The following is a 17,105-nucleotide window of genomic DNA, read 5'->3' on the forward strand; positions in this document are numbered from 1 at the left end:
TTTCATTTTCTCGTCCATATAATTTTCAAATCCAGTCTTTCTTGCGGAAAATCAAAAACATGCTGCTGCCCAGTGCAATCATCACGCCAAGCACGACAAAATATCCGTAGCGGGTGTGCAGTTCAGGCATAAATTGAAAGTTCATTCCATAAATTCCGGTAATGACGGTCAAAGGCATGAATACGGTGGTGATCGCTGTAAAAACCCGCATGATTTCGTTGGCCCGGTTGGCAATGCTGGACTGGTAGGCTTCACGAAGGTTGCCCATCAGATCACGGTAAGTGTCGAAGGTTTCGGAAATTTTTACCGCGTTTTCATAAATGTCGCTAAAATATTTCTGCAATTGCTCGTCAATCAGGCGCAAATCCCGTTTGTTCAACGTGTTGATGACTTCCTTCTGTGGGCCAAGCACTTTTTTAAGCCATAAAATTTCACTGCGCAGACCGATGATCTCGTTCAAATGAGATTTTTTCGTATGCATCAGAATGTCTTCCTCAAGCTTTTCGATCCGAACCTCGATCCGGTCGCCAACGAGAAAATAATTGTCCACGATCAGGTCGATCAGCAAATACATAAAACGATCAGGCGAGTTTACTTCCTGCTCCCAAAGCAAGGGCTTCAGGGAGCGAAGCTCATTGATTTTCTGTCTGGTGATGGTGATGATAAAATGTCTGCCGAGGAAAATGTTGAGGGAACGCAGAAAAATTTCTTCATCATCAAACCGGATGCTGTTTACAACGATAAAGTAATGATTATCATATATTTCAATTTTCGGACGCTGGTCTTCTTCGCTCAGGCAGTCTTCCACAGCCAGATCATGAATGGAAAAGAGCGGCTGCAGCACCGCGAGATCTTCAACATCGGCATCAATCCAGTAAAAGCCGTCGGCTGGTGCTGTCAATGTTTTTTCAATGTCGTCAATGAGGGTAAATACCCCGTTGTTCACTAACCGGATTTTCATTTCTCTCACTCCTTATGCTTCGCCCCAGGGCGAATGATGTTCATAAGGAATGCTTTCAGCCTGGTGCCAGACCCAGGAAGTTAGAAGCTCCACAGACATGAAGAACGTGCGTCCCGTCTCCGGCAAGCTGAAGTCATTCCTATGCTGTTGTCATGCTTCCGCCGCCTATTCGGACTCGGGTCGCCTTCCATGGTTGGTGTCACCCCTATCGAATTATATTAAGATGAGCCGCCGCAGCCCTTTTTATTAGATAACAGAATTTATAAGTTCTCAGCGGAGCTGAGCAATTCTGTAATCGCAAGAAAAACTACCGCTAAACGCGGTCTGGCTTCTTTGAATTACGTCGATAGACGTTTTTCTTATACGCGAATCTTAAACTACGCATATAGTTTCCGCCGCCTGCAGCACTTGTCTAGTATAACGCCCGCCAGATGGCCTTTCAAGGGCTAAATTGGACATTTTCATATCTGTTTTCATCTTATGGGGGCAGCCGAATCCGGGTGCGTAATGAATGGATTTTTTTGAAGCATCTGCTTGACGAAAGAGGCGTTCATGCATTAAAGTTTGATACAGGACATTTGAATTAATTAAAATTGAAAATAGCGAAATCTTATCAAGAGCAGGTGGAGGGACTAGCCCGATGAAACCCGGCAACCGGCGGTAATCCGCACGGTGCTAATTCTTGCAGGTCACATTTCTTTAGGAAATGGACCTGAGAGATGAGAGAGGCGCATATGAATCAGATATGACCTTTCTCGTGCTGCGAGGAAGGTCATTTTTAATATGCCCGGCATCTCAGCAATGATTTTCGCAAACTTCACGAACAGGAGTGAGCATTATGCCGATTAAAATTCCAGACACCTTGCCCGCGAAGGAGATCCTTGCGGGTGAGAACATTTTTGTCATGGACGAGAGCAAGGCCTACCACCAGGATATCCGTCCGCTCCGCATTGCGATTCTTAACCTGATGCCGACCAAAGAAACGACCGAAACCCAACTGCTGCGTCTGATCGGCAATACCCCGCTTCAAGTGGATGTCACGCTCGTTCACCCGCAGTCGCATGTGTCCAAAAACACGTCCCAGGAGTATCTGGACATGTTTTACAAAACATTTGACGAAATCAAAAATACCCGCTTTGACGGTATGATTATTACAGGTGCGCCTGTAGAGCAGCTTGAGTTTGAGGATGTAAACTACTGGGAGGAGATTCGCGGCATCTTTGACTGGACCCGGACCAATGTGACCTCCACCATGCATATCTGTTGGGCCTCGCAGGCAGGCTTGTACCACCATTTCGGAGTTCCCAAATACGGACTGGACAGCAAAACCTTTGGCGTCTTTTCCCATACGGTGAACAAGCCGCATGTTAAGCTGCTGCGCGGCTTTGACGAAGTCTTCTTCGCACCGCACTCACGGCATACGGAAGTCCGCCGCGAGGATATTGAACGTTTCCACGAGCTGGAGCTGCTCTCGGAATCGGAAGAAGCCGGTGTGTATATTGTGGCTACGACGGACGGCAAGCAGATCTTTGTGACAGGCCATTCCGAGTACGATCCGTTATCCCTGAAATGGGAATATGACCGGGATATGGCCAAGGGACTGGACAATGTCCTTTTGCCCAAAAATTATTTCCCGCAGGATGATCCAACCCGTACACCGCCATCCACGTGGCGGGCTCATGCCAACTTATTATTCTCTAACTGGCTGAACTACTATGTGTACCAGGAGACCCCTTATGACATCGGTGAAATCGGGCCTCAAATTTAAATCAATATAAATTAGAACAGTAACGGACAGGAGGATTTATATGGATCATAAGCAAAAGTTGAAAATCGAAAGCAGACTTGCCCAAATTGGTTCCATCAACGAGCCCGTAACCGGTGCGGTGAATTTTCCGATTTACCAATCGACGGCCTTCCGTCACCCGCAGCTAGGAAAGAGCACAGGCTTCGATTATATTCGCACCACGAATCCGACCCGCAAAGTGCTTGAGGAAGCAGCGGCCGAACTGGAATCCGGAGACGCCGGATTTGCCTGTTCTTCCGGCATGGCCGCTCTGCAGACGATTTTTACTTTGTTCGGACAAGGTGATCATCTTATCGTCTCCCTTGACTTGTATGGAGGAACTTACCGTTTGCTGGAACGCATTCTTTCCAAATTCGGCGTAACCGCTTCTTATGTGGATACAAATGATTTGACTGCGCTGGAGCAGACACGCCGTCCGAACACAAAGGCCGTATTTATTGAAACGCCGACCAACCCGCTCATGATGATTACCGATATTACGGCGGTAGCCGGCTGGGCCAAGAAGCATGGTCTGCTTACCATTGTAGACAATACGCTGCTTACTCCATATTTCCAAAGACCGATTGAACTGGGGGCCGACATTGTAGTTCACAGCGCCACCAAATATTTGGGCGGGCATAATGATGTCCTGGCCGGACTGATCGTCACCAAAGGAAAAGAGCTGTCCGAAGAAATGGCCTTCCTGCACAACTCGATTGGGGCCGTACTGTCTCCAAGCGACAGCTACCAACTGATGAAAGGCATGAAAACCCTTGCCCTGCGCATGGACAGACATGAGCAGAACGCCACACAGATCGCACAGTATCTGCTGACTCACCCGCTCGTTACGGACGTATACTATCCGGCCCTGGAGAGCCATCCCGGATATGAGATTCAAAACAGACAATCCTCCGGGAATACGGGAATCTTCTCGTTTAAGGTCAAGGATGCCCGCTTGGTAGAGCCTCTGCTGCGCCATATCAAGCTGATTGCTTTTGCCGAAAGTTTAGGCGGAGTTGAATCTCTCATGACCTACCCGGCCATTCAGACCCATGCGGACATTCCGGCGGAAATCAGGGATGCCGTAGGTGTTGACGATAGGCTGCTTCGTTTCTCCGTCGGCATTGAGCATGCGGAGGACCTTATTCAGGATCTGGGCGGCGCGCTTGAAGCTGCTCAGCGCGAGCTCGAAGGGGGGGCTGCGGAATGAGCGGAGACGGGAAGCGGAAAGAAGGGGAGCAGGAGCTGAAGTTCGGCACCCGGCTCCTGCATTTCGGAGCGGAGATCGACAGCCAAACGGGCGCTTCCAGCGTACCGATTTACCAGGCATCCACCTTCCATCATCATGACATTTTTAATCCGCCGCAGCATGACTACAGCCGGTCCGGCAATCCAACCCGGCAGGCCTTGGAAGACTATATTGCGCTCCTGGAAGGCGGCGTGCGCGGATTCGCATATTCATCCGGGATGGCTGCCATTTCCAGCGCCTTTATGATGCTGTCGGCCGGTGACCATATCATCGTAACCGAGGATGTGTACGGCGGGACTTATCGGCTGCTGACCAAAATTTTGAACAGAATGAACATCGAGACCACCTTTGTCGATATGACGAATCTGGATGAAGTCAGACAAGCCCTGAAGCCCAACACCAAAGCGGTGTATATGGAGACCCCGTCCAATCCGACTTTGAAAATTACGGATATTGAGGCGGTCACGAGCTGGGCCCGTGAGCATGAGCTCATCACCCTGCTGGACAATACGTTTATGACTCCTTATTATCAGCGTCCCATCGAACTGGGAGTGGATATCGTGCTGCACAGCGCCACCAAGTTTCTCGGCGGTCACAGCGACGTGCTGGCAGGTTTGGCCGTTGCCCGCACGGAAGCACTTGCTGCACAGTTGAAGCAGCTGCAGAACGGGCTGGGCACCGTATTGGGTGTGCAGGAATCCTGGCTGCTGATGCGGGGAATGAAGACCCTGCAAGCCCGCATGGCGCACAGCGAGCAAAGTGCACGCCTGCTGGCCGAATGGCTGCAAGCCAGGGAGGATATCAAGGCCGTCTACTATCCGGGCCTTGCTGATCATCCGGGACGCGAAATTCATGAGAAGCAGTCCAGCGGTTACGGTGCCGTGGTCTCCTTTGATGTCGGCTCAGGCGAACGCGCCAAGGCGCTGCTGAACCGTGTCCGGCTTCCGATCGTTGCTGTCAGCCTCGGCGCGGTTGAAAGCATTCTTTCCTACCCTGCCATGATGTCCCATGCGGCCATGCCGCACAGCGTCCGGCTTGAACGCGGCATTACGGACGGATTGCTGCGCTTCTCGGTAGGTTTGGAGGATATCGGCGACCTCATTTCCGATCTTGAACAGGCTCTGGAATTTGAATAAGAATGACCTCGCAAAAACAGTACCTTTGGAATAGGTGCTGTTTTTCACATTGCACCTGTGTTACGATGGTAATATAGTGGTTTCATATATCATTATTTTCATAAGGATCTTTTACAGAATGAAGGATGGGAGGACACGTACGATGAGCGGAATAGACCGTATCTTGGATAAGGCCTTGCGCGGTGAACGAATGAACCTGGAGGATACCATTGCCCTGTTTGAATCCAATGAGGTTGAGAAGATGGGGGATGCGGCGAATGTGATTATGAACCGCATGCATCCGGATCCGATCAAGACATTTGTCATCGGGCGAAATATAAATTATACGAATGTATGCGACGTGTACTGCCGTTTTTGCGCTTTTTACCGCAGACCCGGCTCGGATGAAGGTTACGTGCTTCCCGATGAAGTCATATTCCAGAAGATTCAGGAAACACAGGACGTCGGCGGCACGGAAATTCTTATGCAGGGCGGAACAAACCCTAACCTGCCTTTCAGCTATTACACGGATTTGTTAAAAGCGATCAAGGAGCGTTTCCCGAATATTACAATGCACTCCTTCTCGCCGGCTGAAATTCAGAAGATGAAGGTCGTGTCAGATGGTCTGTCGCTGGAAGAGGTGATCCGGCAGATTCATGAAGCTGGCCTTGATTCCCTGCCTGGCGGCGGAGCGGAAATTCTCGATGACCGCACACGCCGTAAAATTAGCCGCCTGAAGGGTTCCTGGACGGACTGGATGGATGTGATGAAGACAGCCCACAAAATCGGCATGAACACCACCGCAACGATGGTGATCGGGCTGGGCGAGTCGATGGAAGAACGGGCGCTGCATCTGATGCGGGTGCGGGATGCCCAGGATGAATGCATTGCCAACAAATACGATTCGGAAGGCTTTCTTGCGTTCATTCCCTGGACGTTCCAGCCTGACAACACCAATCTGAAGCTGGAAAGACAAACGCCGGACGAGTACCTGAAGACGGTGGCCATCAGCCGGATCGTGCTGGATAATATCAAGCATATCCAGTCTTCGTGGGTAACAATGGGGCCGGAAATCGGCAAGAAGTCTCTGTATTACGGCTGCGATGATTTTGGCAGCACTATGATTGAAGAAAATGTAGTGTCGGCAGCCGGGGCTACATATAAAGTCAACATTGAGTCAATCCTGCAGCTGATTCGCGAGACAGGGCATACACCTGCCCAGCGCAACACCAGATATGACATTCTGCGTGTATTTGACGAGCACAGCAGCGTTGAGCACGATTTTGTAATGCAAAACTAATTCTGCGTGGATGTCTGATATATGTAAAAAAGCTTGCCGCGTGCTTGATGCGCGGCAAGCTTTTTTTCAACCCGTACCGGTGCTTTTTTCTTTCTGTACACGATGATCCTTAAACTTGAATACCTTATTCAGTGCCATAAATACCGGCTTGGACTGCTTGGTCAGCACCGGACCGAGAATGGCCAGAATGAGGACGTAAATGGCAGCGAAAGGCTGCAGTATCTCCATCAGGCCGCCTTCCCGTCCGAGGTTTGCCATAATGATGGAAAACTCGCCGCGGGATACAATCGTCAATCCGATATTGGCGGAGGCTTTTGGGGATAGGGATGCCGTACGTCCGGCAAGCATGCCTGCCGTAAAGTTCCCGAACAGCGTGACCAACACCGCCGCAAGGGCGATCCAGACAGCGGTGCCGCCAAGGGACAGCGGATCGATGGACAGTCCGAAGCTGAAGAAGAACATGGCTCCGAAAAAGTCGCGGAACGGCACAATCAGATGCTCGATCCGCTTCGCATGATCCGTTTCCGCCAGCACCAGCCCCACCAGCAGCGCCCCAATGGCTTCGGCTACATGAATCGTCTCCGAAAAACCGGCTACCAGGAAAAGTGTGCTAAATATCACAAGCAAAAACAGCTCATTGGAGCGGATATTCAGTGCTTTATTCAGAAGAGGAACAGCTTTTCGACCGATAAGAATGACCGCGAGCATAAAGCCCAGGGCGATCAGAGCAGACATCACTACTCCGCCGATAGAGGATGAGTCGCTGAGTACAAGCCCCGACAGGATGGAGATGTACACGGCAAGAAAGACATCTTCAAACATGATAATGCCAAGGATCATTTCGGTTTCCGGGTTTGCGGTCCGTTTCAAATCCACCAACACCTTGGCTACGATGGCACTGGACGAAATGGTGGTAATACCTGCGATGACTAGCGTTTCAGCAATGGGGAAGCCCGAGACGAAGCCCAGGGCAAGCCCCAAAGTGAAATTGATGAGGATATAAATGGTTCCCCCGACAGCAATGGACCGTCCTGATTTGATCAGCCTGCCGACAGAGAACTCCAGACCAAGATAAAACAGCAGGAACAAAACGCCGATTCTGCCCATGAAATCGATAAAGGGCGCACTTTCGATAAAGCGGAAGTCAAAGTGCCATATCTCCATGGCATGAGGGCCGACGGCCATGCCAACCAAGATATAAAAGGGAATGACCGAAAACCGCAGCTTGGCGGAGATCAGGCCTGACAAAGCGATGAGAGCAATGGCCAATCCAACTTCAAATACGATATGGTCCATCCAATCACCCGCTTCCGCTTATCAGGATTTGTTTAAAGCGTTTCTGCTGTTCTCGCTCTCCGACGGCAAGCACAGTTGCTTCCGCTTTGAGAACAACATCAGGACCGGGGTTGATATGCTTTGTTTTTTTGTCTTCCATGACAACGATGATGGATGCGCCTGAGTTTTGGCGGACATCCAGTTCACCGATAGTTTTGCCTGCACAGGCATACTGCGGTTCAATCTTATACCATTCAATGATGAGGTCATTAAACGCCATGTCTACACTTTCCAGGTTCTTTGGCCTGTAGGCCATGCCGCCGATGATGGAGGCAATCTGTCTGGCCTCCTGATCCTCAAGGGTAATCATGGATATGCTTTGTTCCAAATCCTCGTAGTCAAAATGATACAGCTCACGTCTGCCGTCATCGTGGATAATGACAACGAGCCGGTCTCCGCTGGCGGTATCCATTTGATATTTCATCCCGATTCCGGGCAATGCAGTTTCACGTATTTCCATTGTGGTTAGCCTCCTGAATTCTAATGTGCTTCAGTTCTGATCAATTTATGACATGATCAGGCACACACCACGAATCTGGAGGTAAATTTAAGCGGCTTCAAATAGATGCGCTTGTAAATAATATTAATGATGGGCAAAAAGGGCAGAGAGGGCCGGGGACAAGACCATAACATCAAAATGGGCAAAACGGCAAAGAAAGGCAATGCTTTGGCTGCCGCAATCATTTTGACCAGTCCGTGGGATTGAGCCCGGATGGCGGGCTTCTGGTGTGTTTCTTTGGGGTGGCTCAGGCTGAAGGATTCCGCCAAGACGTCGGCACCTGCGGATATTTCACGAGTTTCATCAAAGAAAGGAGCAGGGAAGGAGAACAGCATAATGATGCTAAGCAGCATGACGATCCATATACGTACCGCTGAAATAATTGAGTTCATTACGCATCTCCCTCCTGCCTGAATGTAAGCTTAAATAGCGTATCAAATTTACTCTATCATAAAATCTTGTCCTTATTCAAATCCTTCAACAAAAAAAGCGTCTGTCATGCCGGAAAGAAATTCACCTTTTGACCGGAAGCGCCGCTTATTTTTAACATATTAAATTTCTAGTCCGAGTGAAGCACGGTCTTGTTTTTACCGGTTCGTTTGGCGGTGTAAAGAGCTGTATCCGCTCCCTGAAAGAAATTTTCTTTTCCTTTGCTTTGCTGATACTTATTGATTCCCGTACTGATGGTTACCGCCGAGTTATTCAACCGTTCATACATATGGGCGGAGATTTCACGGCGGATCGATTCAACCGTAGCGAACACTGCGGCGGTTTTCTTTTCCGTAAAAATAACCGCAAATTCCTCTCCGCCGTATCTGGCGACAAAATCATTCGGCCCCGCATGCTTCTGTATAATCGTTGATACATTCTTCAGCACGATATCTCCTGCGCGGTGTCCGTAGGTGTCGTTGACGCATTTGAAATCATCGACATCAATCAAGGCGAGGTGAATTCGGAAGGGATTGGATTCACTGTGTCCAATGAGCTTGTCCAAATACTCCTGGAAGGTCATATGATTATAAAGTCCGGTCAGCGGATCGGTTTTGTTCAAATATTCCATCATGACATTTTGAATCATAAGCTGTTCATTATTTTTAAGCGATTTTTCCAGATGGTTCATCAAAAGTCGGTTATATTGCACGATAATGCACATCAGCAGCGTCAAAAAAAAGTGAAAGTTCATCAGCAAGAGAAGATCCCTTGCCTGAAGGCTCTGTAAGCTGTCTACATAACCATAACTGACGATCAAGGTAATCATGCTGCAGACATAACCGAAAGCGATTTTTTTATACTCAAAGCTGAACGCGGAAAGCAATATCGGGGATACCAATGTCAAAACCAGCGTGCTGCTTTCCGGGTGAGCAAGTACAGGAATGATCGAGATGATTGCAGTCCCCGCTATTCCTATGAAATATTTCAGAGGGGAGGGGAAATTGTCGACAACCGTTTTCGTAATAAGCAGCACCAGAAGCTGCATCCATACCGGAACAGTAAGAAGCAAATTCTGCGTCCAGTTATAATGTAAATTCAAATCAAAGATGATGGTAAAAACCAGATCGATTACAATAAAAAACAACATGCATTCCAGCGCTCTGCTGGATGGCTCTCTAAGCCTTTTGACATATTGCCTGAACAAGTTGCGATCACTCTCCGAATCGTCGTAGGCCTGTCGTCCGATAGAACAACAATCAAACTATAACACGTGTAACCGCTCATTGAAATAGAGGAAGCGAAAAAATAAATGTGCCTGGGCTTCCAGCAGTTCACCTCGTATAACCCTGAACATGGCGCCATATACTTAGAGCAGTCAGTGAAAGGGGTGGGCCAATGGAACTGTTCACGGTATGGACTGAGACTAAAGATCCAATGGAAGCAGAATGTTTTTACCAAGCCTTGAAAGGCAAAGGCAGAGGTTTACATATGTCACGTTACGGATTAAATTTTGCCTTCAGCCAGTCCGAAAACAGGGTGGCCTGGACCTGTAAATACAAAGGGCGACAGGAAGCGGATCAAGCCCTGCTTATTCGTGTCAAGACTTTCATGGCTGACGCCTTTGCGGGATACATTCAGAACCAATGGGAACTGCACCTGTTACTTGAGGCTGTATCCGGGGAATGCAGGTACATGAGCGGCGAAGAGACGCAAAGAATTCGTGAAATCAGCACCGGGCTGCTTCTGAAGGATATGAACAGCAGCCGTAAAAAAAGAAGGAGCATGATTGTCTCCTCACTTATGCAGTGCCTTGAGGAACTGCATATCGTAAATCTGGAGGGAGTTATCCGGTTTCGTCTGCCAGTGTATCAGCAGGAGCTTCGTGACCTGGTTGAATATGCTTTGGACGAGTTTTGGGGGGAACGGCAATACGAGGAATTTGTACAATTATTAAAGTATTTTGTTTACTTTCAGGAAAATCAGGTTCCGCTCGTGCATGTGATTCACAGGGGGGAACAGAACTTCACCATACTGGATACAGAGATGAAGCTTTTAAGTCCCGCACAGGCTGAACCCATCACGGTTGAACTCCCGGGTGTGGAAGTGGGGATGCCGGCTGAAGACATGATTGTCAGCAGCCTGATTTCCATTGCTCCGGCACGAATCATGCTGCATACGCAGGATCCGAGCGCCTTTGTTGTGCACACGTTGATGGATATATTTGAAAATAAGGTGGAGCTGTGCCGTTTCTGCCCCGATTGCGGGACCTGGCTAAAGGATTCGGATCGTCTTGACGGAAAAGAGGCGGAGAATTATAATAACTGTGAATCAGGGTCACTTAAAAAGGGTGAACCCGCATTTTCCAGAAAAAGCTGAGACAAAGACAAGAACCAAAGACAGGCCGTCCCAGAGATGAGGAAACATTAGTGCTGAAATTTCCTTACGTTACCGGCTTTGGTTTACCACTTTGTAGCTGCGCCTCCGAACCCCGGTTATCCAGGTATTAAGATGCGCCGGGCCGTTCCCGTTACAGGATGCCAATGAGGGCAGTCAGCGTGTATGGCGGCTGATTTGCCGAAATAGGGTGGAACCACGAGAGCATACACTCGTCCCTTTTGCGGGACGGGTGTTTTTTGCGTTTACAAAAAGGAGGAAAAGGAAATGGCAGTTCGTATTCAATTGCCCGACGGCTCTGTCCGTGAGTATGCGGACGGAAGCAGCATCGATGACGTGGCCGCTTCGATCAGCAGCGGCTTGCGCAAAAATGCCGTAGCAGGCAAATTAAACGGGGTCGTGGTGGATCTGTCCACTCCGCTGACAGAAGGCGCACAGATCGAAATCGTAACCCAGGACACCTCCGAAGGGCTCGAAGTTATCCGCCACAGTACCGCGCATTTGCTTGCACAGGCAGTGAAAAGGCTGTTTGGCAGCAAGGAGGTGCATCTTGGCGTAGGTCCCGTCATCGAGGACGGTTTCTATTATGATATGGATCTGGAGCATGCACTCAATCCTGAGGATCTGCTCAAGATCGAGAAGGAAATGGAAAGAATCGTCGGTGAAAATCTGCCGATTACCCGTAAAGAGGTAAGCCGCGAAGAAGCATTGTCCATTTTCACTGAAGTGGGTGATCCATATAAGCTGGAGCTGATTCGTGATCTGCCTGAAGACAGCGTAATCTCCATTTATGAGCAGGGAGAATTTTTCGACCTTTGCCGCGGACCGCACGTGCCTTCTACAGGCAAGCTGAAGGTGTTCAAATTGATGAATGTGGCCGGAGCCTACTGGCGCGGGGACAGCAAGAATAAAATGCTGCAGCGCGTATACGGCACCGCTTTTGTGAAGAAAGCCCAGCTTGATGAGCATCTGCATCTGCTGGAGGAAGCGAAGAAGCGTGATCATCGCAAGCTGGGCAAAGAGCTCGGCATGTTCACCTTCTCCCAACTTGTGGGACAGGGGCTTCCGATCTGGCTGCCGAACGGAGCCAAGCTGCGCCGCACCTTGGAGCGGTATATCGTTGACCTTGAGGAAAAGCTGGGCTACCAGCATGTATACACGCCGGTGCTGGGAAATGTGGAGCTGTACAAGACGTCTGGACACTGGGAGCATTACCAGGAAGACATGTTTCCAAAGATGGAGATGGATAACGAGGAGCTTGTGCTTCGTCCGATGAACTGCCCGCACCATATGATGGTATACAAAAGCGAAATGCGCAGCTACCGTGACCTTCCTATCCGAATCGCTGAGCTTGGCATGATGCACCGTTATGAGATGTCCGGCGCGCTGACCGGACTTCATCGCGTACGGGCGATGACACTGAATGATGCGCACTTGTTTGTGCGTCTGGATCAGATTAAAGACGAGTTTAAACGTGTCATTGAGCTGATTATGATCGCCTACAAGGATTTCGGTATTCATGATTACCGTTTCCGTCTTTCTTACCGTGATCCGCAGGACACCGAGAAATACTTCCAAAATGACGAGATGTGGAATACGGCGCAAAGCATGTTGCGTCAGGTCGTTGAAGAGATGGGTCTACCCTTCTACGAAGCTGAAGGCGAGGCAGCATTCTACGGCCCTAAACTGGACGTACAGGTGAAAACGGCACTCGGCAAGGAAGAAACGCTGTCCACCGTGCAAATTGACTTCTTGCTGCCTGAACGCTTTGAGCTGGAATATGTGGGCGAAGACGGGCAGAAACATCGTCCGGTTGTTCTCCACAGAGGCATTCTGGGCACCATGGAGCGTTTTACGGCTTTCCTGCTGGAGAACTTTGCGGGCAATCTGCCGCTCTGGCTGTCACCGGTTCAGGTCAAGGTCATTCCGGTATCCGGGAACTACGAGGACTATGCGCGTGAGGTGGAAGACCAGCTGCGCCGTGCCGGAGTCACTGTGGAAGCGGATCTGCGCAATGAGAAGCTGGGCTACAAAATCCGTGAAGCACAGCTGGAAAAAATACCTTATATGCTTGTTGTTGGTGAAAATGAGAAAAATGAAGGCAGCGTTTCGGTGCGCAAACGCGGACAGGGAGACCTGGGCGCCAAGTCGCTGGACGAGGCTGTATCCATGCTGAAGGAAGAGATTGCTTCCCGCAGCATTTCATAAGAAAAACGAAACAAATATTTTTCGTCCTCTGTTGTATAACGGAAGAGAACTCTGGAAAACCTTTCATTAGGGGAGGTTTGTCGGATGATTTCACTTTCGCAAAGGCAGAGGATTTTTTTATGGGTCATTATCTGTGCATTGCTTCTGCCGATCGCGCCTGACCCGGCTTTCATGGCACATGCAGCGCCGAAGCCGTCCCGGAACAATGAATCCGTTTCCGTGCTTGCTCCGCGTGACGAGCAGGTTCTGACAACGATTACGGTCATGGCTACCGGGTATACTGCAGGCTATGAATCAACGGGAAAAAGGCCCAATCACCCGCTGTATGGCATTACTTTTTCGGGAGTAAAGGTCCGTAGGGATAAAAACTCGCTTTCGACGATTGCCGCTGACCCTGAAATTTTTCCTTTGGGCAGCATACTGTATATTCCGGGTTACGGTTATGGAATCGTAGCGGATACCGGCTCGGCGATCAAAGGCAAGAAAATAGATTTATATTTTTCCACAATTAAACAAGTCTATAAGGAATGGGGCAAAAAGGAAGTGGAAGTGCAGATCATCAAGCTCGGCAACGGAAAATGTACCGAAAAGATGGTCGCCCAATTCCGGAAAGCCATTGAGGTTCATAAAACCATACCGCCTGAAATACTGGATGAAACGGTAAATATGTAGGCTCTTCTTGAGGTCAAGGACTGCATAATGTGATTCCCGGCTCCCCATACTACTTGAGGGATAAGACATCCCACAAATCGAGTCAGGGAGGAATTTCACTGTGAACAATTTCGGTAATTTTGGCAGTCAGCAGCCCGGCGGACGTCAACGGGGAAGTAAAATTCCTACAGGTCAGAAAGTTGTACAGCAGCTGGGAGGACAATTCTCTGCAGAGTTTGCACAGGACAGCGATGTGCCTCTCGTAGCTAAACGTGTGCAGCAATCGGCGCAGAACAAAATCCAGGACAACTATAAAACACCAAACGAACAATTTACTTCCGAGTTTGCTGCAGAAACCCAGGGCACACTTCGCCAAAAAGTGCAGCACTCCGAGCAAAGTAAAATCCAGGACAACTATAGAACGCCGAACGAACAGTTTACTTCTGAGTTTGCTGCTGAAACTCAAGGTACGCTTCATCAAAAAGTACAGAATTCGGAACGCAGCAAAATCCAGGACAACTACAAAACGCCGAATGAAAAATTTGACGAGCGTTTTGACAGCAAGTAATCTGACTTGATGAATCCTTATTTCAGGCGGCCCCCGGTGATTGAATCGGGGGCTTGCATTTTATGTAGAATTGTTGTACATAAACGGCTGTATCCCGCGCAGTACAAGGTTTTATCTGCTTTTATATTGATTTTAAGGTGAGATTAAGGTTTAAAGTACAAAATAAAGACAGTTGATTACGAGTTATTTGCCAAGCGAAAGTTTAGGAGGAGATACATGATGGATGAGTTCAACAAAAACAATAATACCGGACGCCGTGAAGAGGATGACCCTGAACGGAATAATGAAGCCGCCCGGCAGCCGGAAGGCAATGATTCTTCCTATTATTATTCTTACGGTCCGTTTTCATCCATGAACGCTGAAGATAAACGCACAAATAACGGCATGCAGGATCGCACCGAGGTCGATGTGACGGAGCCGGCCCCGGTCAAGCCCGTGCCGAAGCTGTACAGCAGTGCTTCACAGGATTATTCAAACCGAAACCGTCAGGAAGGAAATTGGCAGTTCAAACAGAAGAAGCCCAAATCCGTTTTTAAAACAGCATTCCTGTCGTTTGTGGCAGGCATGCTGGTCATTACGGTGCTGATGTATACGGCTGACCGTATGAATCTGTTCACCGGCGGTGCGGCTGAACCCGCGTCTGTCAACACCAGTTCGCAGAGCGCCTCAAGTTCAAGCAGCAGTGGCTCAAACGCCATTCCCGCAGTTATGCCTGCAGGTACGGCTGACGTTCAGTCTGTTGTAAAAACCGCAAGCCCCGCAGTCGTCAAAATCGAGACGCTGGCCCGCCAATCGAGCAGCAGCAGACGGAACAGCCAGTTCGACGATCCGCTGTTCCAATATTTCTTCGGGGACTCCTTCGGGAACAGAAGCTCGAACAACAGCGGCAGCCAAAGCGGACAGCTGCAGCCGCTCGGCATTGGCTCAGGCTTCATTTTTGACAAATCCGGTTACATCCTGACCAACAATCATGTTATTGAGGGAGCGGATGTCGTACAGGTTACCGTCGAAGGTACGAACAAGCCTTATGAGGCCAAGGTGCTTGGCAAAAGCGCCGATCTTGACCTGGCCGTCGTCAAAATTGAAGGGGACAACTTGCCTACCGTTTCCCTGGGGGATTCCAATCAGGCCCAGGTAGGGGAATGGATGGTAGCGATCGGCAACCCGGAAGGCTTTGAACATACAGTTACTGCCGGCGTATTGAGTGCGAAGGACCGTACCATTACGATCAATGATGAAAGCACAGGGCAGCCTAACGAGTATAAAAATCTGATCCAGACGGACGCCTCCATCAATCCCGGCAACTCCGGCGGCCCGCTGCTTAATCTCAACGGCCAGGTGATCGGCATGAACGTGGCGGTGAGTGCGGATGCCCAAGGTATCGGCTTTGCAATTCCGTCCAATACGATCAAAAACGTACTGGATCAGCTGAAAAATAATCAGGAAATTCCGAAAGAGCCTGTGCCGTTCATAGGTGCCAGCCTGATTGATCTGACGCCGCAGGTGGCAAGTCAGATGGGAACTTCACTCAAAGAAGGCTCTGTCGTTGGCGAGGTCGTATACAAATCTCCGGCTTATGACGCAGATCTCCGCCCTTACGATATTATCATTGGTGCAAATGGCAAGAACTATGCGACAGCACAGGAATTGATCGATTTTATCCAGACTCAGAAGGTTGGAAGCAGCATTACTTTGAACATTGAACGTAATGGACAAAAAACGGATTTGACTGTGAAAATTGGCAACAAAAACGATTTTCAATCACAGCTGGATCAAAACAGCGGCCAGTAATAAGGCAAACAGCGGAGCGGAAGGATTTCCTTTCGCTCCATTTTTTCTTGCAGAGGCCTGTTGGATTTAGGTAATATGCTCCTGTTAGAATAAGATGAATAGATGATAAAGGAGTAGATCAGGCAATGCGTTCCAAAGTACTCATCATAGATGATGATGAAAAAATTGTATCGATGCTGCGCAGAGGTCTGGCGTTTGAAGGATATGAAGTAACAACTGCCACCAACGGTGCGGAAGGGCTGAATCAGATGCTGATCGACGAGCCCGATCTCGTGGTGCTTGATGTCATGATGCCTCAGGTTGACGGGTTCGAGGTATGCCGCAGGTTGAGAGCCGCGGGAAGCACCGTGCCCATACTGATGCTGACTGCCAAGGATGAGGTGGAGAATCGCGTCAAGGGGCTGGATATTGGCGCTGATGATTACCTGGTTAAACCCTTTGCCCTTGAAGAGCTGCTGGCCCGGGTACGGGCGCTGCTGCGGCGGAAGACTGAACAGCATGAAGGGGGCGGGCAGAAACTGATGTTCGAGGACCTTATGCTGGACAATGATTCGCGGGAAGTGATTCGCGGAGGACACCGGCTGGAATTGACGGCCAAGGAATTTGAGCTTCTGAACCTGTTTATGCAAAACCCAAAAAGGGTACTCTCCCGAGATCTCATTATGGATAAGATTTGGGGTTATGATTACAGCGGCGAATCCAATGTGCTGGAGGTTTACATTGCGATGCTGCGGCAGAAGACAGAGGAGCATGGAGGTAAACGATTGATTCAGACCATACGGGGGGCCGGTTACATCTTGAGAGGTGACTCATAGT

The 17,105-nt window shown here is 49.4% G+C and carries 15 protein-coding genes and 1 riboswitch; of the genes, 10 read left to right on the forward strand and 5 right to left on the reverse strand.

Translation table 11 applies throughout. From position 1 onward, the window contains the following. Window positions 1-25: 25 nt before the first annotated feature. Window positions 26-961, reverse strand: coding sequence for a magnesium/cobalt transporter CorA (gene corA / locus ACI1P2_RS03385; RefSeq protein WP_355316806.1), 936 nt, complete (start codon window positions 959-961; stop codon window positions 26-28). A 607-nt stretch (window positions 962-1,568) separates the two neighbouring features. After that, window positions 1,569-1,687: riboswitch (SAM riboswitch) on the forward strand. Window positions 1,688-1,799: 112 nt separating this feature from the next. Between corA and metA the strand changes: the two genes are divergently transcribed. From metA to mqnC, 4 genes are all read left to right on the forward strand, one after another. Further along, window positions 1,800-2,729, forward strand: coding sequence for a homoserine O-acetyltransferase MetA (gene metA, locus ACI1P2_RS03390; RefSeq protein WP_355316807.1), 930 nt, complete (start codon window positions 1,800-1,802; stop codon window positions 2,727-2,729). 40 nt (window positions 2,730-2,769) lie between these two features. Next, window positions 2,770-3,957 carry a PLP-dependent transferase gene (locus tag ACI1P2_RS03395; protein ID WP_355316809.1) on the forward strand — a complete coding sequence of 396 codons (1,188 nt, stop codon included), beginning with the start codon at window positions 2,770-2,772 and terminating at the stop codon, window positions 3,955-3,957. Further along, window positions 3,954-5,132, forward strand: coding sequence for an aminotransferase class I/II-fold pyridoxal phosphate-dependent enzyme (locus ACI1P2_RS03400; RefSeq protein ID WP_355316810.1), 1,179 nt, complete (start codon window positions 3,954-3,956; stop codon window positions 5,130-5,132). The genes ACI1P2_RS03395 and ACI1P2_RS03400 overlap by 4 nt, the downstream gene beginning before the upstream one ends. Window positions 5,133-5,274: 142 nt before the next feature. Then, a complete protein-coding gene (gene mqnC / locus ACI1P2_RS03405; RefSeq protein ID WP_355316811.1) occupies window positions 5,275-6,411 on the forward strand; it encodes a cyclic dehypoxanthinyl futalosine synthase in 1,137 nt (378 codons plus the stop codon). 66 nt (window positions 6,412-6,477) lie between these two features. On the opposite strand, the gene ACI1P2_RS03410 is transcribed toward mqnC, so the two are convergent. From ACI1P2_RS03410 to ACI1P2_RS03425, 4 genes are all read right to left on the reverse strand, one after another. Next, window positions 6,478-7,707: a cation:proton antiporter gene (locus ACI1P2_RS03410; RefSeq protein ID WP_355316813.1), complete on the reverse strand. Its 1,230-nt coding sequence runs from the start codon at window positions 7,705-7,707 to the stop codon at window positions 6,478-6,480. 4 nt (window positions 7,708-7,711) lie between these two features. Further along, a complete protein-coding gene (locus ACI1P2_RS03415) occupies window positions 7,712-8,206 on the reverse strand; it encodes a cation:proton antiporter regulatory subunit (RefSeq protein WP_355316815.1) in 495 nt (164 codons plus the stop codon). Window positions 8,207-8,262: 56 nt separating this feature from the next. After that, complete coding sequence (locus ACI1P2_RS03420; RefSeq protein WP_355316817.1) at window positions 8,263-8,637, reverse strand: hypothetical protein; 375 nt, start codon at window positions 8,635-8,637, stop codon at window positions 8,263-8,265. Window positions 8,638-8,804: 167 nt separating this feature from the next. Next, window positions 8,805-9,824 carry a GGDEF domain-containing protein gene (locus ACI1P2_RS03425; RefSeq protein WP_408976121.1) on the reverse strand — a complete coding sequence of 340 codons (1,020 nt, stop codon included), beginning with the start codon at window positions 9,822-9,824 and terminating at the stop codon, window positions 8,805-8,807. Window positions 9,825-10,165: 341 nt separating this feature from the next. On the opposite strand from ACI1P2_RS03425, the gene ytxC reads away from it, so the two are divergent. From ytxC to ACI1P2_RS03455, 6 genes are all read left to right on the forward strand, one after another. Beyond that, window positions 10,166-11,053, forward strand: coding sequence for a putative sporulation protein YtxC (ytxC, locus tag ACI1P2_RS03430; RefSeq protein WP_355316819.1), 888 nt, complete (start codon window positions 10,166-10,168; stop codon window positions 11,051-11,053). A gap of 285 nt (window positions 11,054-11,338) precedes the next feature. Next, window positions 11,339-13,279 carry a threonine--tRNA ligase gene (gene thrS / locus ACI1P2_RS03435; protein ID WP_355316820.1) on the forward strand — a complete coding sequence of 647 codons (1,941 nt, stop codon included), beginning with the start codon at window positions 11,339-11,341 and terminating at the stop codon, window positions 13,277-13,279. A gap of 84 nt (window positions 13,280-13,363) precedes the next feature. Continuing rightward, window positions 13,364-13,951 (forward strand): 3D domain-containing protein, encoded by a 588-nt coding sequence (locus tag ACI1P2_RS03440; RefSeq protein WP_355316822.1) that lies wholly within the window; start codon window positions 13,364-13,366, stop codon window positions 13,949-13,951. A 100-nt stretch (window positions 13,952-14,051) separates the two neighbouring features. Next, complete coding sequence (locus ACI1P2_RS03445; RefSeq protein WP_355316824.1) at window positions 14,052-14,498, forward strand: hypothetical protein; 447 nt, start codon at window positions 14,052-14,054, stop codon at window positions 14,496-14,498. Between the two features lie 219 nt (window positions 14,499-14,717). Beyond that, window positions 14,718-16,289 (forward strand): S1C family serine protease, encoded by a 1,572-nt coding sequence (locus ACI1P2_RS03450; protein WP_355316825.1) that lies wholly within the window; start codon window positions 14,718-14,720, stop codon window positions 16,287-16,289. A 125-nt stretch (window positions 16,290-16,414) separates the two neighbouring features. Beyond that, entirely contained in the window at window positions 16,415-17,104 is a 690-nt protein-coding gene (locus ACI1P2_RS03455; protein ID WP_355316826.1) for a response regulator transcription factor, read from the forward strand. The last annotated feature ends 1 nt before the right edge of the window (window position 17,105 follow it).

The sequence above is a fragment of the Paenibacillus jiangxiensis genome (assembly GCF_046098255.1).
Lineage (GTDB): Bacteria > Bacillota > Bacilli > Paenibacillales > Paenibacillaceae > Paenibacillus > Paenibacillus jiagnxiensis.